The organism is Mesorhizobium sp. Pch-S, from assembly GCF_004136315.1.
Taxonomy (GTDB): domain Bacteria; phylum Pseudomonadota; class Alphaproteobacteria; order Rhizobiales; family Rhizobiaceae; genus Mesorhizobium.
This window is the reverse complement of the sequence record NZ_CP029562.1, coordinates 4,704,455-4,726,894: the sequence shown is the minus strand read 5'-3', so window position 1 is coordinate 4,726,894 and position 22,440 is coordinate 4,704,455. Positions and strand designations below refer to the sequence as shown.

The 22,440-nt window shown below is 61.7% G+C and carries 20 protein-coding genes and 1 pseudogene; 11 read left to right on the top strand and 10 right to left on the bottom strand.

The window, feature by feature from the left end; all coding sequences use genetic code 11:
* Positions 1–2 precede the first annotated feature (2 nt).
* Entirely contained in the window at positions 3–1,592 is a 1,590-nt protein-coding gene (locus tag C1M53_RS22100) for an ABC-F family ATP-binding cassette domain-containing protein (protein ID WP_129416311.1), read from the top strand.
* A gap of 14 nt (positions 1,593–1,606) precedes the next feature.
* On the opposite strand, the gene C1M53_RS22095 is transcribed toward C1M53_RS22100, so the two are convergent.
* Complete coding sequence (locus C1M53_RS22095; RefSeq protein WP_129414188.1) at positions 1,607–2,545, bottom strand: GNAT family N-acetyltransferase; 939 nt, start codon at positions 2,543–2,545, stop codon at positions 1,607–1,609.
* A gap of 867 nt (positions 2,546–3,412) precedes the next feature.
* Between C1M53_RS22095 and mgtA the strand changes: the two genes are divergently transcribed.
* The 5 genes from mgtA to C1M53_RS22070 all read left to right on the top strand — a co-directional run bounded on the left by mgtA (position 3,413) and on the right by C1M53_RS22070 (position 9,029).
* Positions 3,413–6,124, top strand: coding sequence for a magnesium-translocating P-type ATPase (mgtA, locus tag C1M53_RS22090; protein ID WP_129414187.1), 2,712 nt, complete (start codon positions 3,413–3,415; stop codon positions 6,122–6,124).
* Between the two features lie 118 nt (positions 6,125–6,242).
* Positions 6,243–6,461, top strand: a complete 219-nt coding sequence (locus C1M53_RS22085) for a hypothetical protein (protein WP_129414186.1) — start codon at positions 6,243–6,245, stop codon at positions 6,459–6,461.
* A 74-nt stretch (positions 6,462–6,535) separates the two neighbouring features.
* Entirely contained in the window at positions 6,536–7,252 is a 717-nt protein-coding gene (locus tag C1M53_RS22080) for an MgtC/SapB family protein (protein ID WP_129414185.1), read from the top strand.
* A 98-nt stretch (positions 7,253–7,350) separates the two neighbouring features.
* Positions 7,351–8,397 carry an ATP-binding protein gene (locus tag C1M53_RS22075; protein WP_129414184.1) on the top strand — a complete coding sequence of 349 codons (1,047 nt, stop codon included), beginning with the start codon at positions 7,351–7,353 and terminating at the stop codon, positions 8,395–8,397.
* Positions 8,394–9,029, top strand: a complete 636-nt coding sequence (locus tag C1M53_RS22070) for a response regulator (RefSeq protein ID WP_129414183.1) — start codon at positions 8,394–8,396, stop codon at positions 9,027–9,029. Before C1M53_RS22075 ends, C1M53_RS22070 begins: the two co-directional genes overlap by 4 nt.
* Positions 9,030–9,057: 28 nt before the next feature.
* On the opposite strand, the pseudogene ftrA reads toward C1M53_RS22070, so the two are convergent.
* A pseudogene (gene ftrA, locus C1M53_RS22065) lies at positions 9,058–10,058 on the bottom strand (transcriptional regulator FtrA).
* A gap of 63 nt (positions 10,059–10,121) precedes the next feature.
* Here ftrA and C1M53_RS22060 point away from each other — a divergent pair.
* Positions 10,122–10,517, top strand: a complete 396-nt coding sequence (locus C1M53_RS22060; RefSeq protein ID WP_129414182.1) for a rhodanese-like domain-containing protein — start codon at positions 10,122–10,124, stop codon at positions 10,515–10,517.
* A gap of 27 nt (positions 10,518–10,544) precedes the next feature.
* Here C1M53_RS22060 and C1M53_RS22055 read toward each other — a convergent pair whose 3' ends face one another.
* Together C1M53_RS22055 and C1M53_RS22050 are read right to left on the bottom strand one after the other, a co-directional pair.
* Positions 10,545–11,195 carry a glutathione S-transferase family protein gene (locus tag C1M53_RS22055; protein WP_129414181.1) on the bottom strand — a complete coding sequence of 217 codons (651 nt, stop codon included), beginning with the start codon at positions 11,193–11,195 and terminating at the stop codon, positions 10,545–10,547.
* Between the two features lie 174 nt (positions 11,196–11,369).
* Positions 11,370–12,002, bottom strand: coding sequence for a LysE family translocator (locus C1M53_RS22050; RefSeq protein ID WP_129414180.1), 633 nt, complete (start codon positions 12,000–12,002; stop codon positions 11,370–11,372).
* Positions 12,003–12,221: 219 nt separating this feature from the next.
* Here C1M53_RS22050 and C1M53_RS22045 point away from each other — a divergent pair, with 219 nt between their 5' ends.
* On the top strand, positions 12,222–12,857 hold the full coding sequence (locus tag C1M53_RS22045) for a TetR/AcrR family transcriptional regulator (RefSeq protein WP_207213031.1): 636 nt from the start codon (positions 12,222–12,224) through the stop codon (positions 12,855–12,857).
* Positions 12,858–12,997: 140 nt separating this feature from the next.
* On the opposite strand, the gene C1M53_RS22040 is transcribed toward C1M53_RS22045, so the two are convergent.
* Positions 12,998–14,008, bottom strand: coding sequence for a ribonuclease (locus C1M53_RS22040; RefSeq protein ID WP_129414179.1), 1,011 nt, complete (start codon positions 14,006–14,008; stop codon positions 12,998–13,000).
* Positions 14,009–14,195: 187 nt separating this feature from the next.
* On the opposite strand from C1M53_RS22040, the gene C1M53_RS22035 reads away from it, so the two are divergent.
* From C1M53_RS22035 to C1M53_RS22025, 3 genes are all read left to right on the top strand, one after another.
* Positions 14,196–15,131, top strand: a complete 936-nt coding sequence (locus C1M53_RS22035) for an alpha/beta hydrolase (RefSeq protein ID WP_129414178.1) — start codon at positions 14,196–14,198, stop codon at positions 15,129–15,131.
* Between the two features lie 96 nt (positions 15,132–15,227).
* Positions 15,228–16,388 (top strand): CaiB/BaiF CoA-transferase family protein, encoded by a 1,161-nt coding sequence (locus C1M53_RS22030; RefSeq protein WP_129414177.1) that lies wholly within the window; start codon positions 15,228–15,230, stop codon positions 16,386–16,388.
* A gap of 8 nt (positions 16,389–16,396) precedes the next feature.
* Positions 16,397–18,046 (top strand): thiamine pyrophosphate-binding protein, encoded by a 1,650-nt coding sequence (locus C1M53_RS22025; protein ID WP_129414176.1) that lies wholly within the window; start codon positions 16,397–16,399, stop codon positions 18,044–18,046.
* A 97-nt stretch (positions 18,047–18,143) separates the two neighbouring features.
* On the opposite strand, the gene C1M53_RS22020 is transcribed toward C1M53_RS22025, so the two are convergent.
* The 5 genes from C1M53_RS22020 to C1M53_RS22000 all read right to left on the bottom strand — a co-directional run bounded on the left by C1M53_RS22020 (position 18,144) and on the right by C1M53_RS22000 (position 22,438).
* Positions 18,144–19,115, bottom strand: coding sequence for an ABC transporter substrate-binding protein (locus tag C1M53_RS22020; RefSeq protein ID WP_129414175.1), 972 nt, complete (start codon positions 19,113–19,115; stop codon positions 18,144–18,146).
* A gap of 127 nt (positions 19,116–19,242) precedes the next feature.
* Positions 19,243–20,397, bottom strand: a complete 1,155-nt coding sequence (locus C1M53_RS22015; RefSeq protein ID WP_129414174.1) for an ABC transporter permease — start codon at positions 20,395–20,397, stop codon at positions 19,243–19,245.
* Complete coding sequence (locus tag C1M53_RS22010) at positions 20,394–21,272, bottom strand: ABC transporter permease (RefSeq protein ID WP_129414173.1); 879 nt, start codon at positions 21,270–21,272, stop codon at positions 20,394–20,396. The genes C1M53_RS22015 and C1M53_RS22010 overlap by 4 nt, the downstream gene beginning before the upstream one ends.
* Before the next feature lie 6 nt (positions 21,273–21,278).
* Positions 21,279–22,070: an ABC transporter ATP-binding protein gene (locus C1M53_RS22005; protein ID WP_129414172.1), complete on the bottom strand. Its 792-nt coding sequence runs from the start codon at positions 22,068–22,070 to the stop codon at positions 21,279–21,281.
* Entirely contained in the window at positions 22,067–22,438 is a 372-nt protein-coding gene (locus C1M53_RS22000; RefSeq protein WP_245488242.1) for a hypothetical protein, read from the bottom strand. Before C1M53_RS22000 ends, C1M53_RS22005 begins: the two co-directional genes overlap by 4 nt.
* Positions 22,439–22,440: the final 2 nt, after the last annotated feature.

Sequence of the window (22,440 nt, the reverse complement as noted above, 5' to 3'; positions counted from 1 at the left end):
CCATGTCTGCTTCCATTACGCTTGCCGGCCTCGGCTGGTCCACGCCCGACGGCACCTCTCTTTTTTCGGATATCAACCTGAGTTTCGGGCCTGAGCGCGCGGGACTTGTCGGGCGCAACGGCACCGGCAAGACGACGTTGCTGCGCCTGATCACGGCAACACTTCCACCGCGAACGGGCACAGTCCGGGTTCTCGGAACCTTCGGATGGATGCAGCAGGAAGTTCAATCGCGCTCCGGAGAAAGTGTCAGCGATCTGTTCGGCGCCTCATCCGCACTGGCGGTACTGGAGCGCGCGGCCGCCGGAGAGGCGAGCACCGAAGAACTGGCCGACGCGGACTGGACGCTGCCGACGAGGATCGAGGCAGCACTTGTCCGCTGTGGCCTGGAACTCGAGCCGAAAACCCTTCTCTCCACTCTGTCCGGCGGCCAGCGCACACGCGCGCGCCTCGCCGCGCTGATCTTTCACGAACCGGACTTCCTTCTGCTCGATGAGCCTACCAACAATCTCGACCGCGCCGGACGCAAGGCGGTGATCGATCTCCTCAGCTCCTGGCGCTCTGGCGCGATCGTGATCAGCCACGACCGCGAGTTGCTCGAGGAGATGGACGCCATCGTGGAACTCACCACCCTCGGGGCGACGCGCTACGGTGGAAACTACAGCACCTACCAGGCCCGCAAATCCGAGGACCTTCGGGCCGCCGATCGCAGACTGGCGGATGCCGAAAAGCAACTCGCCACGGCAAAACGCGATGCTCAGCAGGCGCTGGAGCGAAAGGCACGCAAGGATAGCGTGGGGCTGAAGTCCCGCGCACGCGGAGACGCGCCGAAGATCATGCTCGACGCAGCAAAGGGTCGATCGGAAGCTTCAGGGGGAGCAAACACACGCTTGCGCGACATGCGACGTGACAAGGCCCAGGACGCCGTGTCGTCGGCCAGAGCGCAGACCGAGATCCTTCAGCCGATCCGAATGGATATTCCCTCGACGGGCCTCCCGCCGAACAGGCAGGTTCTCATGCTGAATGCGGTGACCGGAGGGCACGATCCGGCGCATCCGACGATCCGCGACCTGTCGCTGTCTCTGACAGGCCCCGAACGCATTGCAATCACCGGGCCCAATGGCTGCGGGAAAAGCACCCTTCTTTCGCTGATCGTCGGCAAACTGAAGCCGCAAAACGGCAGCATCGACCTCAACGTCCCGCATGTCTTTTTCGACCAGGGTGTCGAGTTGCTCGACCCTCTCCAGTCGCTGCGGAACAACTTCCTTCGCCTGAATCCCGACGCCAGCGAGAACGAATGCCGGGCAGCCCTGGCGCGCTTCCGGTTTCGGGCCGATGACGCTCTTCAGGAAGTTCGTGCACTCAGCGGCGGTCAAAGATTGTGTGCCGGTCTCGCCTGTGTGCTGGGCCGCACCATGCCGCCACAACTCCTGCTTCTCGACGAACCGACCAATCACCTCGACCTGGACGCAACCGAGGCCCTTGAGGCCGCGCTACGCGCTTACGACGGAGCCATCCTGGTTGTCAGTCACGACGAAACGTTTCTCGACAACCTCGCCCTGGATCGCCGGCTGGAGCTCGGGCCCAACGGCTGATCGCTGGCTTGCAATCAAGGCGCAGCCTTGATCTGCGGCAGGTCGCGGGTCAGGGCCCGAAAGCCGACGCCGTAATACATGTTGCGTGCGGCAATGTGCGCCGGCGCACCGACGCAGGCGACCAGCATTTGCCTGGCGCCGGCGCCCCTCGCCAGGTGCATGCCATGCAGTTGCAGCGCGGTGCCCAGCCCTCGCCGGCGGAAATCCCGGTGCGTAGCGACGGGTTCGAATTCGGCGCTCCGTGTCGCCTCGTCCAGCCAGATGATCGCGGTGGCGGCCAATGTGCCATCCGGCGCCTCGACAAGCAGGTGAAGATCGCCGCGATACGGCCAGGTGTGCTGGACACGCGCGAAAGCAGCCTCGCTGAAGCTAGATGATTGCCAGGCGTCTCGATGTGCTTTGACAGCGTCAGCTGGCGACACATCTTTCGCCGTCACGAAACGGAAGCCGTCGGGCAATACCGAGTTCGGCAGGTCGAGCAGTTCGCGCCTGTTGAATTGCACCCACGAGCCATCGTCCGCTCCGGCTTCCGCGTCAAACACATATCCATGCCCGGGAACGATGGCCTGCGCCGCCATATCCGCGGACTGTATCGTCAGCAGTTGATGGACGTCGCCGGCCGCTTCGTCATACCAGTCCAGGATTTCGTGAAGCAGTTCCGGTCGATCGGGATGCGTCTGCCAGATCAGGTTGGCGGTAGCGGCTTCGCGAAATGTCCCGTCCTCACGCGGAATCCGATAGGGATGATGCACCCATCCCCACGCCGCTGCCTTGCCGTCGACCAGCCACAGCCGGTGCGACCAGAACGGCCCGAGGGCATCGCAATCCTTGCCCCAAACCCAGGCCAGTTCACCAACGGTTGCATCGGCATTGAGCAGTTCAGGCCGCAGGGCCGTCACCTGCTGGGCCAGCTCCTGCATCAGCCGCAGGTCTTTCGCACCGAGTCTTTCCATGCCGGCAACGTGGCAAAACAGGACCAAGGTGTCGAGACATCGACAGCTGGCATTATCGGGCTGAAGGCTTGAGCCGGCATCATTCGCCGCTGGATATACGTTGGTATAGCTGGCCGATGCCAAAGCATAGCGATCCATCCGACCAGATACTGGCGGCGGCACCGCACAAGGCGTAAGCCGTCACTCGTCAAACGGAGGGGCTGCTGCCCGCCGCGACCCGGAGCAATGCCAGGAAAACCGTTTAACGGTTTTCCGTATTAAATTGCTTTAAAACAAATAGTTAGAGCGTTTCCGCGAAAAGCGGAAACTCTCGAGAGGAACCTGGAACCATGCCTAGCGACAGTAGTCGAGAAAGTGCGCCGCCGCGGCCGTCCGGTCGAGACTAGTTCCTGGTCTCGCCTTTGACGCCGCGGTGGCGCGTCAGTGAGGTGAGATATGAAAATCATTGCTTTTGCCCATCGCTGTCTGCGGGCACTCATCGGTCCGTGGGGTCGGCTTGCCCTCCATGCACATCCGGCAGCCGACGCTCCGGTCATCCGTATCCCCCGGCATACGGCATCGAAGCCGATCGTGCGCTGGCGGATGAATCCGGTTTCCGGGCGGCTCGAGTGCCGCTGGACGGTGAACCAACCCACGGATGGTTCCGAACCGTCAGGCTTTGAACGCTTCGGCGCCATCCTGGCCCTCCGCGAAAATGCCCGGCCATGGAGTTGATCCGCCGCTGACAGGCCTGTAGCGGCAGCGGACACCTCCCCTGAAAACCCCGTGAATCCGACCGCTATCGCAACGGCCGGACAGTTCGCGTGCGCCGTTTCGCTCGCGACCGAACTTTCACCCGACCTCCCAGGATTATCGAGGACCAAGACCATGAACATGATGTTGAAGGGTGCGCCTCCAGCCGCCCGGAAGGAGGACAGGAAACTGTCCATGCGGGCGGTGCGCGAAGCGCAGAACGCCATCGATACCACGCTCGCCAACTTCAAGGGGCGGCTTGATGGACTGACCGTCTCCGAGGCCTTTGAACGCCTGGCCAAGGACGGCCCGAACGAGGTCGCGCATGACAAACGCCCGCACGCGCTCGTCCAGTTCTTGATGGCCTTCAAAAACCCTTTCATCATGGTGCTGGTGGTACTGGCCGCCATCAGCGCATTCACCGATATCTGGCTGCCCCTTCAGGCCGGCGAGGACCCGGATCCGACCAAGGTCGCCATCATCCTGTTCATGGTGGTGACGAGCGCCGTCATGCGCTTCGTCCAGGAGTATCGCTCCGGCAAGGCAGCCGAGGCTCTCAAGGCGATGGTCCGCACCACCGCGACTGTCCTGCGCCAAGTCAGCCCTAACACGAAGCCCGATCTTATCGAAGTGCCGATGGCGCAGGTGGTGGCGGGCGATATCATCCGGCTTTCCGCCGGTGACATGGTCCCCGCCGATATCCGCCTCATTGAATCGCGTGATCTTTTCATCAGCCAGGCAGCGCTCACCGGCGAGGCCCTGCCTGTCGAAAAATACGACACCCTGGGTGCCGTCGCGCAGAAATCCGCAGGCGCCGTCGCACACGATCAGATGGATCTCCTCGATCTGCCCAACATCTGCTTCATGGGCACCAATGTGGTCAGCGGCACGGCAACGGCAATCGTGGTCGCCACCGGGCCAAGGACCTATTTCGGCTCGCTTGCCAAGGCAATCTCCGGCTCGCGTGCGCAGACGGCCTTCGATCGCGGCATCAACAGCGTGAGCTGGCTGCTCATCCGCTTCATGATGGTGATGGTGCCGATCGTCTTCCTCATCAACGGTGTGATGAAAGGCGACTGGGTCGAGGCCCTGCTCTATGCGCTTGCGGTGGCTGTCGGCCTGACACCGGAAATGCTGCCGATGATCGTCTCTTCCAACCTCGCCAAGGGCGCCGTGGCAATGGCGCGACGCAAGGTCGTGGTGAAGCGCCTGAATGCCATCCAAAACTTCGGGGCGATGGATGTGCTGTGCACCGACAAGACCGGCACGCTCACGCAGGACAAGATCATCCTGGAGCACCATGTCGACGTTCACGGCAGAACCAACGAGGGCGTGCTGCTGCTGGCCTGGCTCAACAGCCATCACCAGAGCGGGGTGAAGAACCTGATGGACCAGGCGGTCATTCGCTTCGCCGAACATGTGCCGGGCATCGTCCAAACCAGCACAGCCAACCGGAAGATCGATGAGCTGCCGTTCGACTTCGTGCGACGGAGACTGTCAGTCGTTGTCGAAAACGTCAGCGGCCAGCACTTGCTGATCTGCAAGGGTGCCGTGGAAGAGATGCTTGCGATCTCAACCTCGATCAAGGACGGCAAGACGGTTCGCCCGCTCAGGGACGATGATCGCAAAGCGCTCGTCGATATGGCTCGCGCCTATAACCGCGACGGCTTCCGTGTGCTCGTCGTGGCCACGCGTGAGATCGCCAACGCCGCTCGCAAGACGCGCTATGAGGTTTCCGACGAAAATGACCTGGTCGTCCAGGGCTTTCTGACCTTTCTCGATCCGCCCAAGGAGACCGCGGGCCCTGCGATCAAGGCGCTTGCCGAGCATGGCGTGGTGGTGAAGGTCCTGACCGGCGACAATGAGGTGGTTACCGCCAAGATCTGCCGGGAAGTCGGCCTCGAGCCTGGCCAACCGGTTCTCGGTCGCGAGATCGAGACGCTGGATGACGCGGCTCTCGGCCGCATCGTCGAAGAGCGGACGATTTTCGCCAAGCTGACACCGCTGCAGAAGTCGCGCGTGCTGATGGCATTGCAGGCCAACGGGCACACCGTTGGCTTCCTCGGTGATGGCATCAACGACGCACCCGCGTTGCGCGACGCTGATGTCGGCATTTCCGTCGACAGCGGCACCGACATCGCCAAGGAATCCGCCGACATCATCCTGCTCGAGAAGAGCCTGATGGTGCTGGAGGAAGGTGTCGTCAAAGGTCGCGAGACGTTCGGCAACATCATGAAATACCTGAACATGACGGCGAGCTCGAACTTCGGCAACGTGTTCTCGGTACTGGTAGCAAGCGCGTTCATTCCGTTCCTGCCGATGCTCGCTATCCATCTGCTGATCCAGAACCTGATGTACGACATCTCGCAGCTGTCGCTGCCCTGGGATCGGATGGACAAGGAATTCCTCAGCAAGCCGCGCAAATGGGATGCAAGGAACATCGGCCGTTTCATGCTCTGGATCGGGCCGACCTCGTCGATCTTCGACATCACCACCTTCGCGCTGATGTGGAACGTCTTCGCCGCCAACAAGCCGGAACTGCAGTCGCTGTTCCAGTCCGGCTGGTTCATCGAGGGTCTGCTGTCACAGACGCTGGTGGTGCATATGCTGCGCACCCAGAGGATACCGTTCATCCAGAGCACGGCCGCTTTGCCGGTGATGCTGATGACCGGACTGGTCTGTGTGCTCGGCATCTACATTCCATTCTCGCCGCTGGGCGCGATGGTCGGGCTGCAGCCATTGCCGTGGCAGTACTTCCCCTGGCTTGCCGGGACCCTGCTCAGCTACTGCATTGTCGCTCAGACAATGAAGACGATTTACATCCGCCGCTTCGGCCAGTGGTTCTGATCCTGCCTGATGAAAAGGTTCGGGTGGCCCAGTCCGCCCGAACCTGACCCCTGGAACCGAAAGGTCGATTGTTGTCCACGCAGGTGCCTGTCCACCTGCAGGCTGTGCGGAGATTCTCATGCGGACCGGAAAGACGCACGGCGGATCGGACTGGTTTTCCGACCTTGCCAACCGCCATCTGTGCTGGGCATTCGCAGCGAGCGGCACGACGCTGTTTGCGATCACAACGCGCCTTGCGCGGGCTGGCCTGCTCACGCGTGGGCAGGCACTTTGTCTGATGCGTGGCTCGATGCACCTTCATGGTATCGCCATCCGCATCTTGCGGCGGCAGCGCTGATCATCAAGATGGATCGCCGTCATCCCCGTGCAAACAGGGTCCTGTATTCGCGTGGAGACAATTGAGACAACGCCATGAAATTCCTGCAGACGTTTGAATTCTATCCTTTCCTGGACACCGTCGTGGCACTTGCCGCGGCTTTCGTGCTTGGAACGCTGATCGGAGCGGAACGCCAGTATCGCCAGCGAACCGCGGGCCTGCGCACCAATGTTCTCGTCGCCGTCGGCGCCGCGGCCTTCGTCGACCTCGCGCAGCGGATTGCCGGCACGACGGAAGCGGTGCGCGTCATCTCCTATGTCGTCTCGGGCATCGGCTTTCTCGGTGCCGGCGTGATCATGAAGGAAGGCATGAATGTACGCGGCCTGAACACGGCTGCGACACTGTGGTGCTCGGCTGCGGTCGGCGCCTGCGCCGGGACCGATATGATCGCAGAGGCGGCCTTGCTCACCATCTTCGTGCTTGCGGGCAACACCTTACTCAGGCCGCTCGTCAACATGATCAATCGCATCCCGATCGACGATCGGGCCACAGAGGCTACCTATGAAGTGAGCATCCTTTCCAGCCGTGACGCCATGCCGGACATGCGAGACCTTCTGGTCGAGCGCCTCGAACAGGCAAATTATCCGGTCAGCGATGTCGAGATCGTCGATCGTGGGGATGACACGGTCGAGATCGTGGCCACTCTTGTCTCAACGGCCGTCAACCCGCATGAGATCGAAGAAGTGACGACCTATCTGGCCAAACAGGCCGGCGTCTCCAATGCGACATGGGACGGCAGCACCAAGGACTGACGTCTCGCCTCTTATGCTTCGCTCATGGCCTGGCATGGCTTGCATAATCCGGGTTTTGACGGACTATCGCAACGATGGAAAATAGACAGGGAACCGGGATGCGGCGCAATCAGCTGCTCATCGCTGCAGCGCTTCTTGTAGCGATCGTGGTCATCTTTGTCGCCGACACCGTGACTGATTATGCGATCGCAGCCGCGGTCTTCTACACGGCGGTCATCCTTTTTGCGACCCGCGTGCTGCCGGCGCGCAGCGTCGTCGTGTTGGCCTGCGTCTGTATCGCGCTGACGCTGTTGAGCGTCGCCCTCACTCATTCCGGCGCCTATGAGGTGGGTGTCATCAACACCGCCATCAGCATCGTCGCCATCGGCGTAACCACATATCTGTCGCTCAAACTGGTGAATGCCGAGGCAGCCGCCCATGAGAGCCGCGAACGATTGCTGCGCATGGCTCGTGTCACTAGCCTTGGCGAATTGACCGCCTCCATTGCCCATGAAGTCAACCAACCGCTGGCGGCGGTCGTCACCAGCGCCGGCGCCTGCAAACGCTGGCTGGCGCAGGATCCACCCAACATCGAAAGCGCCCGCCGCACCGTGGACAGGATCGTCGAGGAAGCCAACCGCGCGAGCGCCGTGATCACGCGCGTGCGCGGCCTGGCAAGCAACAAGGCGTCGGAGAAAGCACCCTTCGACCTCAATGAGCTTGTCCGAGAAATTGTTGGCCTCGCGCATGACCAGATCGACCGCCACGACATCACGCTCAGGTTCTACCTTCCGGAAAACCTGCCGATTGTCATGGCCGACCGCGTCCAGATCGGGCAAGTGGTCGGAAATCTGGTTCTCAATGCGGTCGAGGCGATTGCGGTCTCGTCCGGCAAGACAGGGGAAATGGAGATCACCACCCAAAGCGACAGCCACGACAGGGTTCGTTTCTCGGTGGCAGACACCGGCATCGGGCTGCGCACCGGAGAAGCGGAACATCTTTTCGACGCCTTCTGGACAACCAAGAAAGATGGCATCGGTCTTGGGCTGACCATCAGCCGCTCGATCATCGAAGCGAATGGCGGCCGCATCTGGGCTGAGCCGAACGAAGGAGGCGGCGCCGTGCTCTCGTTCAGCCTGCCGCTCGCTGGAGACCTGAAGCAATGAATGGTCAGCCATCCGGACATCTCGATGAGGAACCGATCGTCTACATCGTCGATGACGACCGTTCGGTTCGTGAATCGCTGGAGGATCTGCTCGCCTCCGTCGCGCTTCGCGCTCGCTCCTTCGGTTCCGTACAGGATTTCCTGAACACCGACCTGGCGGAGGCGCCGAGCTGTCTGGTGCTCGACGTCCGCATGCCGGGTCAGAGCGGCATGGATTTTCTTTCCCACATGACCGGTCTGGGCCTGCATTTGCCAACGATCATGGTCACCGGCCACGGCGACATCGCCATGGGCGTCAGAGCCATGAAGGATGGCGCGATCGAGTTCCTGACCAAGCCGTTTCGCGATCAGGATTTGCTGGACGCCATCCAGCGCGGCATCGAGATCGACAAGACCCGGCGCCTCAAGGATGTGACCGAAGCCGAATTGCAGCAGCGCTGGAAAACCCTGTCTCCGGGAGAACAGGATGTGGCCAGGCTGGTCGTCCAGGGACTGCTGAACAAGCAGATCGCAGCGGAGCTGAAAGTCAGCGAAATCACCGTCAAGGTGCGCCGCAGCCACCTGATGCGGAAAATGGGGACACGGACGCTCGCCGACCTGGTGCGGATGTTCGACCGCATCCACGCAGCTTGAAGACACCCGTCCGTGAAGGGTTGGCGCGTCACGCTGGCTCGGCGATGAAACGCGCGCGATATTCGGTCGGGCTGATGCCCATCTGCCTGCGAAAATGATGCCGCAGCGTATGGGCGCTGCCAAAGCCGACGGTTTCCGCGATTTCATCCATGTTCAGGCGGCGCTGGCAGAGAAGCTGCTTGGCCCAGGCGACGCGTTCTTCCGTCAGCCATTCGCCAGGGGAGGTTCCGGTCGCCTCTGTAAAACGGCGCAGGAAGGTTCTCAGGCTCATCGAGCATTCGCTAGCCATTTCCTCGACCGTCCAGCGCAACTGCAGGCTGGCCCGCAGCCGGTCGAGCAGTGGCGCGATCTCCGAGCTTTTGCGTTGTGGCACGGGACGCTCCAGGAACTGCGCCTGTCCGCCGGCGCGGTGTGCCGGCATCACCAGTCGTCGCGCGACCGAGTTCGCGGCAGCCGCACCGAAATCCCGCCGCACGATCTCGATCATGAGGTCGATACCGGCCGCACTGCCGGCGGACGTGAACAAGCGATCATGGTCGCGGTAGAGCGAGGTGTCATCGACCTCGATTTCGGATAGCGACGGCGCAGCTCATCGGCATAGCGCCAATGGGTGGTTGCAGTGCCGCCATCCAGAAGGCCGGTTGCCGCCAGCACAAAAGCCCCCGAGCAGATCGAGGCAAGTCGCGCCCCACGCGCATGTGCGTTGCACAGTCTTTGGCAAAGTTGCCCGGGAACAGGGGCATCGGCACCCTTCCACCCCGGCACCACGATGATGTCGGCCTGATCGATCAGATCCGGCGTACCGTCTGCCACCAGCGTCAAGCCACCATGCGCCCGCAACGGACCATCATCGATCGGACAACTGGCAAACCGATACCAGCCTGCGCCCATCTCCGCGCGAGCGAGACCGAATATCTCGGCGACGATCCCGAACTCGAACGTGCACAGGCCGTCATAGAGCAGCGCAACGACCAGGGGGCCTGAGGTACCGTTCAGAACGTTTGGCATGATCTTTACGTATATTGGCATTCACGCCAATTGCAAGACCACCTCACGCCACGGGATAAGAAGCAATCACAACAGGAGATCGCCATGCCCACCGCCGTGACCGCAACCAGACCTGCCGCCAGCGACCGCGCCCGCGAACACTTCTCCAGCGAATTCGAGTTCGAGACGGACTGCTGGGATGTTCACGAAGCAACGGCCCAAGGCGCGGATTTCGTGCTGCTCGATGTGCGCAGCCCGGCCCTGTACGCCAAGGGCCATCTGCCCGGCGCGATCAACCTGCCACATCGCAAGATCATCGCCTCCAAGATGCAGCAATGGAACGAAGACACCATCTTCGTCACCTATTGCGCTGGTCCGCACTGTAACGGCGCCGCCCGCGGCGCGCTTCGCCTCGCGGACCTCGACAGGCCGGTCAAGATCATGAGTGGCGGGCTTGTCGGATGGGTGAACGAAGGATTTGAACTGGTAACGGGCGAGTAATCGACAGGCACGCACGAACCGCCTTCATCAAGGGTTCGATGCAGCGACGAAAACCGCCAGCTGGGCATCGAAGGCGCGCTTGTAGGCTGGGCGCGCTTCGGCTCGCGCGACATAGGCGGCAAGGTTTGGGTACTCTTCCACCAGGCCCGTTCCGTCCAACCTGCGCAACACCGTCACCATCATCAGGTCCCCCGCACTGAAGGCACCATCGAGCCAATCGGCATCGCCAAGCCGCCGCGATAGCTCGCCCAGCCGAATCCTGACGCGATCTTCGAGCATGGGCAGGAACTCTCCACGCCACGGCCTGTCACCGATCACATAGGGTGCTTGTTCGAGCTCGACGATCGGCGGCTCCATCGTGTTGAGCGCGGCAAACATCCATGTGATCGCACGTGCCTGGGCATCCGGATTCGCCGGCAACAGGCCGGGACGGTGCTGCGCGAGATGAAGTATGATGGCCCCGCTCTCAAAGAGAGCGAGATCTCCCTCTTCGTAAGTCGGGATCTGCCCGAACGGCTGAAGTGCCAGATGTGCGGGCTGTTTCATCTGTGCGAAGGAAACGAGGCGGACGTCATAAGGCTGGCCCAACTCTTCGAAGGCCCAGCGCAGGCGCATGTCGCGCGCGTGCCCCTGACCCTCGTCGGGTGACATGGCGAAAGCCGTAATGGTCGGGATCATCGGAACTCCTCTCGTAGCGATTTCTCGTGGTCGTCCCAAGGACGAACCAGCAGCCTTGCTCCCGACAGGTCGCCCCAGTTTGCGAAGGCCATTTTGCGTCAGGCCTCCAGCACACGATCTGGTGTGCAGACCTGGTACGCTCCTCCCAGGTCCGCCGCCAGCTTGAGACGCCTGCTAGTTCCTCGTCCCCAGCGCCAGACGCGCTGCCAACCCGGCAAAGACCGTCGCCAGGAGATATTGGGGCAGCCTGGGAAATCTGCGGAAGCCGGAAAGGGAGCGCTGAATTCTGCTGCCGAGCATCACCACGGCGCCATTCACGAAGAAGCCTATGCCGTTCAACACAGTGGCCAGCACGACCATCTGCAAAAGCAGCGAACCGTGAGCCGGGTCCACGAATTGCGGAAACAGCGCCAGCACGAACAATGCCACCTTCGGATTGAGCAGGTTGGTGAGCAGCCCTTCCGTGAATATCCGCCTGTCGGAAATTTTCCGGAGCGCAGTGGAAGGCGCAAAGGCAGAACCCTCGCTGCGCAATGTCTTGTAGGCCAGGTACAGAAGATAGGCGCAGCCAGCCCAGCGCACGATTTCATAGGCGACAGGCACGGCCACGAACAACTGCGACAGCCCGAGGCCCGCCGCCAACGCATGACAATAAGTACCGGCTGCAATTCCGGCATAGGTGAGAAAGCCGGCCGAGCGCCCCTGACTGACGCTTCGGGAGGCGATCAGCAGCATGTCAGGGCCAGGCGTCGCAGTCAGCACAAGCGCCGCGCCTGCGAACAGAATGAGGGTGGAGAAATCCGGCATGATCAGTTCCTTTTGGACGTGAGCCGGAATTCTTCTTTAGCAAGCCGCCTCGGCTTGGCAAATGGTTTTGATGGCCGTCTGGCAAAGTCGAGGAAGCTTTTGTTCGTTTCCCGGCGTGTTACGGTCTACGATATCGGCAAAGACTATTGACGCAGAGGCAAACTTATTTCAGCGATGCCCGCTGGTATTTTTTCGCCGCTCGGAGCTAGGAAAGCAGCCATGGCTGGCCAGGTGATGGAAAAGGTGCGGGCGCCGCGCGGTGCCGAACGCCTGCGCATCGACAAGTTCACGGCCAGGCGTGTGGAGCTGGCCGAAGCTGCTCTGGAGACCCTGGCTGAGCTCGGGTACGCTCGCACCAGCCTGCGCGAGATCGCCCAGAAGTCCGATTTCACCCATGGCGTCCTGCACTATTACTTCACCGACAAGGTCGACCTGATCAGTTGCTGCGTTCGCCATTACAAGGCGAAATGCGTCACCCGCTACGATCAGGTCACCGCCACCGCCAAGACACGCGAGGCACTGCTCGAAGGTTTCCTGCTCAAGCTCGCGGAGACCCTGCGGGAAGAATCCGGCATGCACCGGCTTTGGTACGATCTGCGTGCGCAGGCGCTGTTCGAGGACGTCTTCCGCGATGACGTCACCGAGATCGACCAGAGCCTCGAGGACATGGTGTGGCGGGTCGCATCGCGTTACGCCGAACTCGGCGGCAAGGAGCCGGTGGTTTCGCCTGCGGCGCTTTATGCCGTTTTCGACGGGCTGTTCCAGAAATACCTCCTGAAACACCTGTCGAAGGACGAACGGGCCATTCCGGACCTGCTCAGCGAGGTCCGTCGCCTGCTGCCAATGGTGGCTTGAACCACCGGCACGCCTCTCGCCTGCTGCTGAGGCAGGCCAAGGCTTGGAGCGTTTCCGTTTTCACAGAAACGCTATAAGTTTTGTTTTTGCAGCATTTTTGCAACGCCAAGTGATTCTACTTGGCTACAAAATGCTCTTGCCTACTGCAATCCTACGCGATCCACTTCACCGCGCGGGCAGCCGGCATTGTCGGTCGGTGCCGAAGCCAGCATCAGATCCTTCAACGAGCTGTTCGACCCGATAGGCCCGGCGAGGCCCAGCGTCAGTTCTCCGATCATGCGCCGGCCACGATCATTGAAGCAGGATACGCGCACGCGATCACCGGTTCCCTTGCCGAATGCGCTGTCGAAGGCGTTGCGGATCTGGTCGGCTGTCAGCTCGCCACCGATATTCTTTTCGAACAGCGCGCGCACCGGCGAGGCATTGATTTGCCGCATCAAAGCGAGCGCATCAGCGAAATAGGCCTGCTGATCCTTGCCGTAACAGGTGCCATGCTTGATCCATTCGTGCCGATCGAGCTGCGAAGCCGTACCAGGCATCACCTTGTCGAGCTCGGCACGCGTGGCACCGTCGAGGTTCACAGCCGGCAGGTCGTCCCAATTGGCTTTGTCGTTGGCGCGGTCTGCTGAGCTGACCTGGCAATAGAAATTGCCGTTCGGCTGCGGCCACAGGCCATGCAGCGTGAAATTCGTTGCTGCGAAACTCGCACCGGTCATGGTCCGGCATTCGGTCTTCTTCGACTTTGTCTCGCAGAAGGCCGGCTGCCAGGACAGCGCAAAGACATATTCCGGCTTGCCGCTGGTCGCCTTTTTCTGCTGTACATCCGGTTCTGCCGGAGCAACGGGAGCGGTAGGCGCTGCCGCCGTACCTGCCAGATGGCCGCAACTGACCTTGACCCAGCGCCGCTCCGGGTCGGCACCCGGCATCCGGATCAGGTAATGTGTCGGCTCGTCCTTGTTCCCGGCAACGAGATCATAGCGCTGCCCCGCCTCGGTGCTGACGTTGCCAGGGTTCTTGCCGCTCTTGATTGCCTGTGTTGCCGGACAGGCCGCATCGGCCACGAAAGTGCCGTCGAGTTTCGTCTCCGCCCGCGCCGCGCCCACCATCACGACGGCGGTGAACACCATCCCAAGACCAAGCCTAGTCCGCATGCACGAATCCCTCTCGTTAAGTCCCGCGCATCTGCCCGACCGACATGTCAGAATTGCGATGCACGGGCCGCCATCCTTTCCGCAGCGGCATCATGATGGCCAATTGACGCTAAACGGCTGCGGGCGCAAACAAAAGGCTGATGACGTCATGAGCGTGGATTCAACCGCGCCAGGGGAGGAAAAGACAATGCCGTTCAACGACCAACGCGCCCTTGCCTCACCAACCGGCGCATCGCTCAACCTCTACATGCGCAGGGCTGAGGGCAAGGCACGCGGCGTTGTCCAGATCAGCCACGGTCTTGCCGAACATGCCGCCCGCTACGCCGGATTCGCCGATTTCCTCGCCGCTCGGAGCTATCACACCTGTGCGCACGACCACCGCGGCCACGGATACACCACCGCCCCCGATGCCCCACTCGGCAAGTTCGGCGATCCGGACGGCGGCGACAAGGTGGTTGCCGACGTGCTTGCCGTTCACGATCACATCGCAGCCGAACACGCAGGTCTTCCAGTGATCGCCTTCGGCCATTCGATGGGCGGGCTGGTTGCGCTCAACTTCGTGCAGAAGCATTCGGCGCGCATACAGGGCGCCGCGATCTGGAACGCCAATTTCACTGCGGGTATCAGCGGCCGTGCAGCACTCGCCATTCTTGCCTGGGAGCGATTCAGGCTGGGCTCGGACGTGCCCTCACGCCTGCTGCCCCGTCTCACTTTCCAGGCCTGGGGCAAGGCCGTACCAGGACATCGCACGCTGTTCGACTGGCTTTCGCGCGACCCGGCCGAAGTCGACAAATACATCGCCGATCCGCTTTGCGGATGGGATGCCTCGGTATCGCTGTGGCGCGACCTGTTCGGCTTCATCTTCAACGGTGCCGACGATAGCCGCTTCGCAAGTATAGCCAGAAGCCTGCCCGTCAACCTCGCCGGCGGCGAAAAAGACCCTGCTACCGGGGGCGGCAAGGCGGTGGAACATCTCACGGGCCGCATGCGCCGGATGGGTTTTTCGAATCTCGTTTCAAAGGTTTACACCGAGACACGGCATGAAAGCCTGAACGAGGTGAATCAAAACATCATCATGGAAGATTTCGCGAGCTGGGCAGACAAGATCACGGCTTCGCGGTGAGTTCCCTCGATTGCTGCACTGGTCCATCGCAAGAACCGTGACAGGACCCGTCAGGGTTGCTAGAGCCTGCCCAACCAAACAGAACTTCGGTGCTTCATGGCCAATCCCCCTCTGAAAGGCGTGCGTGTCATCGAACTCGCCCGCATCCTCGCCGGTCCATGGGCCGGGCAGATGCTGGCCGATCTCGGCGCCGACGTCATCAAGGTGGAAAGCCCCGAAGGTGATGATACCCGCAAGTGGGGACCACCCTTCGTCAAGGGCAAGGACGGCGAGAACCTGTCCGCCGCCTACTACCACGCCTGCAACCGCGGCAAGCGTTCCATCGCCGTCGATTTCTCGACACCGGAGGGGGCGGAGACCGTGCGCAAGCTGGTCGCCAAGGCCGATGTCCTGATCGAGAACTTCAAGCTGGGCGGTCTGAAGAAATACGGTCTCGACTATGAAAGCCTGAAGGCGATCAATCCCAAGCTGGTCTACTGCTCCATCACCGGCTTCGGCCAATCGGGGCCTTATGCTCCGCGTGCCGGATACGACTTCATCGTCCAGGGCATGTCCGGCCTGATGTCGATCACCGGTGCCCCCGACGGGGAACCGCAGAAGGTCGGCGTCGCCGTCACCGATATCTTCACCGGGCTTTATTCGGTCATCGCCATCCAGGCCGCATTGCGTCATGCGGAAGCAACCGGCGAAGGCCAGCACGTCGACATGGCACTGTTCGACTCCCAGATCTCGGTGCTCGCCAACCAGAACCTCAATTTCCTGGTGTCAGGCACGCCACCCAAGCGCATGGGTAATGCGCATCCCAACATCGCGCCCTACGAGGTGCTGCCGGTCTCCGACGGCCATTTCATCCTGGCCGTCGGCAATGACAGCCAGTTCGGCAAGTTCTGCGCCGTGGCTGGACTGGATGGCCTGCCGACCGATCCCGATTTCGCCACCAACGCCGCCCGCGTCGCCAATCGCGTCAGGCTGCGCGAATACATGCTGGCCGCACTTGTGAAGTTCACGCGCGACGATCTCCTGGCCAGACTGGAAGCAACCGGCGTACCGGCGAGCCCGATCAACGACATCGGCCAGATGTTCGACGATCCGCAGGCGATCGCACGCGGCATGCGGCTGGACCTCGACGATGGCCGCGGCAACACGCTGCCATCCGTGCGCGCGCCGATGGTGATGCCGGGCACGCCGCTCGTTTATGATCGCCCCTCGCCGCGTCTCGGCGAACACACCGCTGAAATTCTTGCCGAACTGGAGTGACGGGACCCATGAAGACCGGTGGTAAGCTGATCGTCGAGGCGCTGGAAGCCAATGGCGTCGATCGCATTTTCTGCGTTCCTGGCGAGAGCTACCTCGCCGTACTCGACGCGCTTTATGACTCCCCGATCCGTACCATCGTCTGCCGCCAGGAAGGCGGCGCGGCGATGATGGCAGACTGCCAGGGTCGCCTCACCGGCAAGCCCGGTATCTGCTTCGTCACGCGCGGCCCCGGCGCCACCAACGCGTCGGCCGGCGTGCACATCGCCATGCAGGATTCCATCCCGATGATCCTGTTCATCGGCCAGATCGCCGGTCATGCACGGGAGCGCGAAGCCTTCCAGGAGGTGAACTACAAGCGCTTCTTCGGCGACATCGCCAAATGGGTGGTCGAGATCGACCGCGCCGAACGCATCCCCGAACTGGTCACCCGTGCCTTTGCTGTCGCGACTTCGGGGCGACCCGGTCCTGTCGTGATATCGCTGCCGGAAGACATGCTGGTCAGCGAAGTGGAAGCACCGCAGGCACTTCCGGCAACACCCGTGGAGACCCGACCGGGAGACGCCGAACTCGACCGGCTGGAGGCATTGCTCAACGCAGCCAGGCGCCCGTTCGTCATCCTCGGCGGCACGCGCTGGAACGCCGATGCCGTCGCCCGGATGCAATCCATCGCCGAGACCTGGGCGCTACCGGTCGGATGCTCATTCCGTCGCCAGATGCTGTTCGATCACCAGCACCCCAGCTATGCCGGCGACGTCGGCATCGGCATCAATCCGAAGCTGGCGGAGGCCATCAAGCAAGCTGATCTCGTCCTGCTGCTCGGTGGACGCATGGGCGAGATGCCCTCGTCCGACTACACCATCCTGAAGAGCCCCTACCCCGACCAGACGCTGGTGCACGTGCACGCCGACCCCAACGAGCTTGGCCGCGTCTACCGCCCGACTGTGGCCATCAACGCCTCGCCGGCAGCCTTCGTCGAAGCCTTTGCCAAGCGCCAGCCGAAGACCGCGCCTGCATGGACAGCTGAAACCGCAAGGCTGCATGACAACTACCTCGCATGGTCGACGACCCCGAAAACCGGCCCAGGGGCCGTGCAGATGGGTCCGATCATGGACTATCTCGAAAGCGTGCTGCCCGAGGACGCCATCTTGACCAACGGCGCCGGCAACTACGCCACCTGGGTGCATCGCTTCCATCGTTTCCGCCGTTACGGCACACAAGCCGCCCCGACCTCCGGTTCGATGGGTTATGGCCTGCCGGCGGCAGTCTCGGCCAAGAGCGTGTTTCCGGAACGTGAAGTCGTCTGCTTCGCCGGTGACGGCTGCTTCATGATGCATGGGCAGGAATTCGCCACAGCCGTACAGTACGACCTGCCGATCATCACCGTCGTGGTGAACAACGGCATCTACGGCACCATCCGCATGCACCAGGAGCGCGAATATCCCGGCCGTGTCGAAGGCACCGATCTCAGGAACCCGGATTTCGCGGCGCTTGCCCGCGCCTATGGCGGTCACGGCGAGACCGTGGTGAAGACGGAAGAGTTTGCTCCCGCCTTCGAACGCGCGCGCTCCAGTGGCAAGCCCTCCATCATCGAGGTGCAGCTCGACCCCGAGGCCATCACCCCGGCCCGGACGCTGACCGACATTCGCGAACAGCGCTAGGCTACCTTTCACGGTTCGAAGCGCCTCGGCGCAGCCAGCCGGAAAACAAAAAAGGGGCAGTTTCCTGCCCCTTTCGAACTCCTCAGAAGACAACCCGTTACTTGATCGCCTTGTCGGTGATCGAGGTCGTGTAGGCGCCTTCGGGCTGCTTGGTGATGATCTTCTGGTCGAGCAGCGCCTTGGCAGTGCGCTCATAGGCTTCCGGGATCAGCTTGCCATCGGCGTTGTCGATGAGCTTCGCCACTTCCTTCATCATGAATTTCTGGTGGTTTTCGTCCTGACCGCCATTCTCCACGACGATGTCGGCCGCTTCGTCGGTGTTCTCCGTCGCGTATTTCCAACCCTTCATCGAGGCGCGTACGAAACGCACCATCTTGTCTTCGAAGGCCGCATCCTTCAACTTGTCCTCGAGCGCATAGAGCCCGTCTTCAAGCAGGTCGTTGCCCATCGCGGTGTAGTTGAAGACAATGAGATCCTCTGGCTTGTAACCAGCGTCGAGCACCTGTCCGTATTCGTTGTATGTCATCACCGAGATGCAATCGGCCTGCTTCTGGATCAGCGGCTGCACGTCGAAGCTCTGCTTCAGCACCGTTACGCCGTCCGGACCGCCTTCCGTCTTCAGGCCGATCTTGTTCATCCAGGCATAGAACGGATATTCATTGCCGAAGAACCAGACACCCAGCGTGCGTCCCTTGAAGTCGGCTTCGGTCTTGATCGGTCCGTTCTTGGGACAGACCAGTTCCATGCCGGCCTTCTTGAAGGGCTGCGCTATGTTGACCAGCCCGACGCCTTTTTCGCGCGCTGCCAAAGCACCACCCATCCAGTCGACGATGACGTCGGCGCCACCGCCGGCGATCACCTGCTCCGGCGCGATATCCGGGCCGCCCGGCTTGATTTCGACATCGAGCCCTTCTTCCTTGTAGAAGCCCTTGTCCTTGGCAACATAGTAGCCGGCGAACTGTGCCTGCGTGACCCATTTGAGCTGCAGCGTCACCTTGTCTTCGGCCATCGCCTGGAAAGCGATCAGCGACATGCCGGCCGCCAGCATCGAAACAATCGTTCTTTTCATGTTCTTACCCTCTGAAGTTGAACCCAAACCCTTCTTGTTCTTCTCCGCCGACCTTTTTGGCCGCATGATCTTCATCCGAAAAGTCTGCAACTTTTTGCTTCGCTGACCTTCGGTTCGGGATCATGCTCTAGCCTCCCCGGACAGACGGATGCCAGAACGTGGCTGCCCGTTCGATGAGCGCGACCACGCCATAGAAAACCGAACCCGCGAGCGCTGCAACTGCGATTTCGGCCCAGACCATGTCGACATTCATTCTGCCGACCTCGGTCGATATCCTGAAGCCCATGCCGACCACCGGCGTGCCGAAGAACTCGGCGACGATGGCGCCGATCAGCGCCAGCGTGGAGTTGATCTTCAGCGCATTGAAGATGAACGGTGCCGCTGCCGGCAGCCTGAGCTTGCCAAGTGTCTGCCAGTAGTTCGAGGCATAGGTGCGCATCAGGTCGCGCTCCATGTGCCCGGAAGCAGCAAGGCCGGCCACCGTGTTCACCAGCATCGGAAAGAAGGTCATGATGACGACGACGGCCGCCTTCGAGTGCCAGTCGAAACCGAACCACATCACCATGATCGGCGCCACGCCGATGATCGGCAGCGCGGAGACCATGTTGCCGATCGGGATCAGCCCGCGCCGCAGGAAAACGAAGCGGTCGGCGAGGATGGCTGCGATGAAACCACTGCCGCAGCCGAGCACATAGCCGATCAGCACCGAGCGGAAGATGGTCTGGTTCACATCGGCCCAGAGCACCGGCAGCGAATTGACGATGCGCACACCCACAGAGCTCGGCGGCGGCAGCAGGATGAACGGGATGCCGGCACCCCGCGTGATGGCTTCCCACAAAACCAGGATCCAAATGCCGAACAATGCTGGAACGGCCAGTTTCAACGCGGTCGACATCCAGCGTTGCGACGACCTGATCGATGACAGCACTGCTACACAGCGCCAGCCAAGCAACCAGGTGGCGGCTAGCAGCAGGAAATACGGCGCCAGCGCGGTACCCTCGAAACCGGCGATACCACGCACCAGCATCAATGCCGCCGCCGTCGAGCCAATGAACAGGATGGCCGCCTGCAACGCAGGAACACCCACAAACATGGACAGCAACGCCGCAACAATGGCAACGCCGTACATGAGCCCTTTGGTGCCCATATAGGGATAGTCGATCGTCGCTGTCGGCTGCGTCCAGGCCGCCGCCTCCGGCACGCTCATGGCGCCCCAGACCGCCGCCGCCAGGCACAGCACGATTGCAAGCACAGCCTGCCAGGATGGCCTCAAGCTCATCATGCTGGCCTCCCGCCCATGGCGCGGTCGACGAGACGGCCGGCAAGACCGACCAGTGCGACCAGAAGTGCCGCAACCACCGACCCCGCCACCAGCGCCGACCATATGTCAATGGTCTGGCTGTAATAGGCGCCGGCGAGCAGCTTGGCGCCGATGCCCGCAACCGCACCCGTCGGCAACTCGCCGACGATGGCACCGACAAGACTTGCCGCCACCGCAACCTTCATCGAGGCGAACAGGAACGGTACCGATGCCGGCACGCGCAGCTTCCAGAACGTCTGCGAACGGCTGGCATTGTAGGTGTGCATCAGGTCGAGATGCATCAGCTCGGGCGAGCGCAGGCCCTTCACCATGCCGACGGCAACGGGGAAGAAGGAAAGATAGGTCGAGATCAATGCCTTCGGGATCAGGCCGGTGATGCCGACGGCAGCCAGGACCACGATCACCATCGGCGCGATCGCCAGGATCGGAATGGTCTGCGAGGCGATGATCCACGGCATCAGGCTACGGTCGAGCGTCGTCACATGCACGATGCCGACGGCTATCACGATGCCCAGCACGGTACCGAAAGCAAAGCCAAGCAGCGTCGAGGAGAGCGTCACCCAGGCATGGTAGACCAGGCTGCGATTGCTCGTGATCTTCCGCGCAAAGGTGTTCTCGAAGAAGTTCTGCGCCACTTGATGCGGTGCCGGCAGCGTTGGCTTGGGTTGCGACAGCGTCTTGCCGATGAATTCCATCGTGCCAGGCACGACATTGTTGCGGCTGTCCATGTCGCGCTGGAATGGTGCGTTCATCCAGACGGCGCCGACATACCAGATGGCGACGATGATCAGGAGTATCGTGGTGACCGGGATGATCTTGGAGCGAAACGAATCCATGCCCGGTCAGTCCTCGTAGGAATGACCGGCGCGCAGTCCATCACGGACCCGCGCTGCAATGGCCAGGAACTCCGGCGTCTCGCGAATATCCAGCGGACGCTCGCGCGGCAGCGTCGACTCGATCACATCGGTGACCCGGCCAGGGCGCGGTGACATCACCACGATGCGGGTCGAGAGATAAACCGCCTCCGGAATGGAATGGGTAACGAAACAGATGGTCTTGTTGGTGGCAGCCCACAACTGCAGCAATTGCTCGTTGAGGTGGTCACGCACGATCTCGTCCAGGGCTCCGAACGGCTCGTCCATCAGGAGAAGGTCGGCGTCGAAAGCGAGTGCACGGGCGATCGAGGCGCGTTGCTGCATGCCGCCGGACAATTGCCAGGGATACTTCTTCTCGAAGCCGGCCAGGTTGACCAGTTCCATCGTGCGTTTGATGCGCTGAGCCTGCTCGGCCTTGGGCAGGCCGATGATTTCCAGCGGCAATGCGACGTTACGCTCGATCGTTCGCCACGGAAACAGCGCAGCCGCCTGGAACACATAACCATAGGCCCGCTTTTCGCGGGCCTGTTCAGGGGTCATGCCGTTGACGGTGATCGAGCCGGAGGTCGGTTTTTCCAGGTCGGCGATGACGCGCAGGAAGGTCGTCTTGCCGCAACCCGAAGGCCCGATGAAGGAGACGAATTCACCCTTTCCGATGGTGAGATCGACATTGGAAAGCGCCTGGACCGGTCCATCATTGGTCTGGAAGGTAAGGCCGAGTTTGCTTGCCGCGACGACGGCTGGCTTTACGGCAGTCATTTGCACTGTGACACTTCCCCCATGACGAAGCCGCTATCATCGGTCACGATGAGCTTCTTTTTGTTTTTCGGGCTTGGTTTGATAACGAAATCCGCCGGCGCCTTGCCCTCTTCGCCTTCGGCCTCGCATTCGGTCTTCAGAAGCAGGGAGCCATCGCTGTTCGCCTTGGTCTCCTTGATGGTACACGCGCTGGCCGCCGTTACCAGATCGGTCCTGGTGACCAGCAGCATATCCTCGGCATAGACCTGCTGCCCATTCCTGTTGATGCAGCCCGACTTGTTGCCATAGGGTTTCGCAAGATCGATGCCGGCTGCGAAAACCGGCGCCGCCACGAACACGGCTGCTGCGACAAGGAAAAGCCGCCGCAAGC

What these genes read in the sequence shown, in the direction of transcription:
- C1M53_RS22075 (WP_129414184.1), top strand. Translation starts at nt 7,351, where the DNA reads ATGCGGCGCAATCAGCTGCTCATCGCTGCAGCGCTTCTTGTAGCGATC.
- C1M53_RS22100 (WP_129416311.1), top strand. Translation starts at nt 3, where the DNA reads ATGTCTGCTTCCATTACGCTTGCCGGCCTCGGCTGGTCCACGCCCGAC.
- mgtA (WP_129414187.1), top strand. Translation starts at nt 3,413, where the DNA reads ATGAACATGATGTTGAAGGGTGCGCCTCCAGCCGCCCGGAAGGAGGAC.
- C1M53_RS22025 (WP_129414176.1), top strand. Translation starts at nt 16,397, where the DNA reads ATGAAGACCGGTGGTAAGCTGATCGTCGAGGCGCTGGAAGCCAATGGC.
- C1M53_RS22095 (WP_129414188.1), bottom strand. Translation starts at nt 2,545, where the DNA reads ATGGAAAGACTCGGTGCGAAAGACCTGCGGCTGATGCAGGAGCTGGCC.
- C1M53_RS22035 (WP_129414178.1), top strand. Translation starts at nt 14,196, where the DNA reads ATGCCGTTCAACGACCAACGCGCCCTTGCCTCACCAACCGGCGCATCG.
- C1M53_RS22055 (WP_129414181.1), bottom strand. Translation starts at nt 11,195, where the DNA reads ATGATCCCGACCATTACGGCTTTCGCCATGTCACCCGACGAGGGTCAG.
- C1M53_RS22010 (WP_129414173.1), bottom strand. Translation starts at nt 21,272, where the DNA reads ATGGATTCGTTTCGCTCCAAGATCATCCCGGTCACCACGATACTCCTG.
- C1M53_RS22050 (WP_129414180.1), bottom strand. Translation starts at nt 12,002, where the DNA reads ATGCCGGATTTCTCCACCCTCATTCTGTTCGCAGGCGCGGCGCTTGTG.
- C1M53_RS22080 (WP_129414185.1), top strand. Translation starts at nt 6,536, where the DNA reads ATGAAATTCCTGCAGACGTTTGAATTCTATCCTTTCCTGGACACCGTC.
- C1M53_RS22015 (WP_129414174.1), bottom strand. Translation starts at nt 20,397, where the DNA reads ATGATGAGCTTGAGGCCATCCTGGCAGGCTGTGCTTGCAATCGTGCTG.
- C1M53_RS22005 (WP_129414172.1), bottom strand. Translation starts at nt 22,070, where the DNA reads ATGACTGCCGTAAAGCCAGCCGTCGTCGCGGCAAGCAAACTCGGCCTT.
- C1M53_RS22085 (WP_129414186.1), top strand. Translation starts at nt 6,243, where the DNA reads ATGCGGACCGGAAAGACGCACGGCGGATCGGACTGGTTTTCCGACCTT.
- C1M53_RS22040 (WP_129414179.1), bottom strand. Translation starts at nt 14,008, where the DNA reads ATGCGGACTAGGCTTGGTCTTGGGATGGTGTTCACCGCCGTCGTGATG.
- C1M53_RS22020 (WP_129414175.1), bottom strand. Translation starts at nt 19,115, where the DNA reads ATGAAAAGAACGATTGTTTCGATGCTGGCGGCCGGCATGTCGCTGATC.
- C1M53_RS22030 (WP_129414177.1), top strand. Translation starts at nt 15,228, where the DNA reads ATGGCCAATCCCCCTCTGAAAGGCGTGCGTGTCATCGAACTCGCCCGC.
- C1M53_RS22045 (WP_207213031.1), top strand. Translation starts at nt 12,222, where the DNA reads ATGGCTGGCCAGGTGATGGAAAAGGTGCGGGCGCCGCGCGGTGCCGAA.
- C1M53_RS22060 (WP_129414182.1), top strand. Translation starts at nt 10,122, where the DNA reads ATGCCCACCGCCGTGACCGCAACCAGACCTGCCGCCAGCGACCGCGCC.
- C1M53_RS22070 (WP_129414183.1), top strand. Translation starts at nt 8,394, where the DNA reads ATGAATGGTCAGCCATCCGGACATCTCGATGAGGAACCGATCGTCTAC.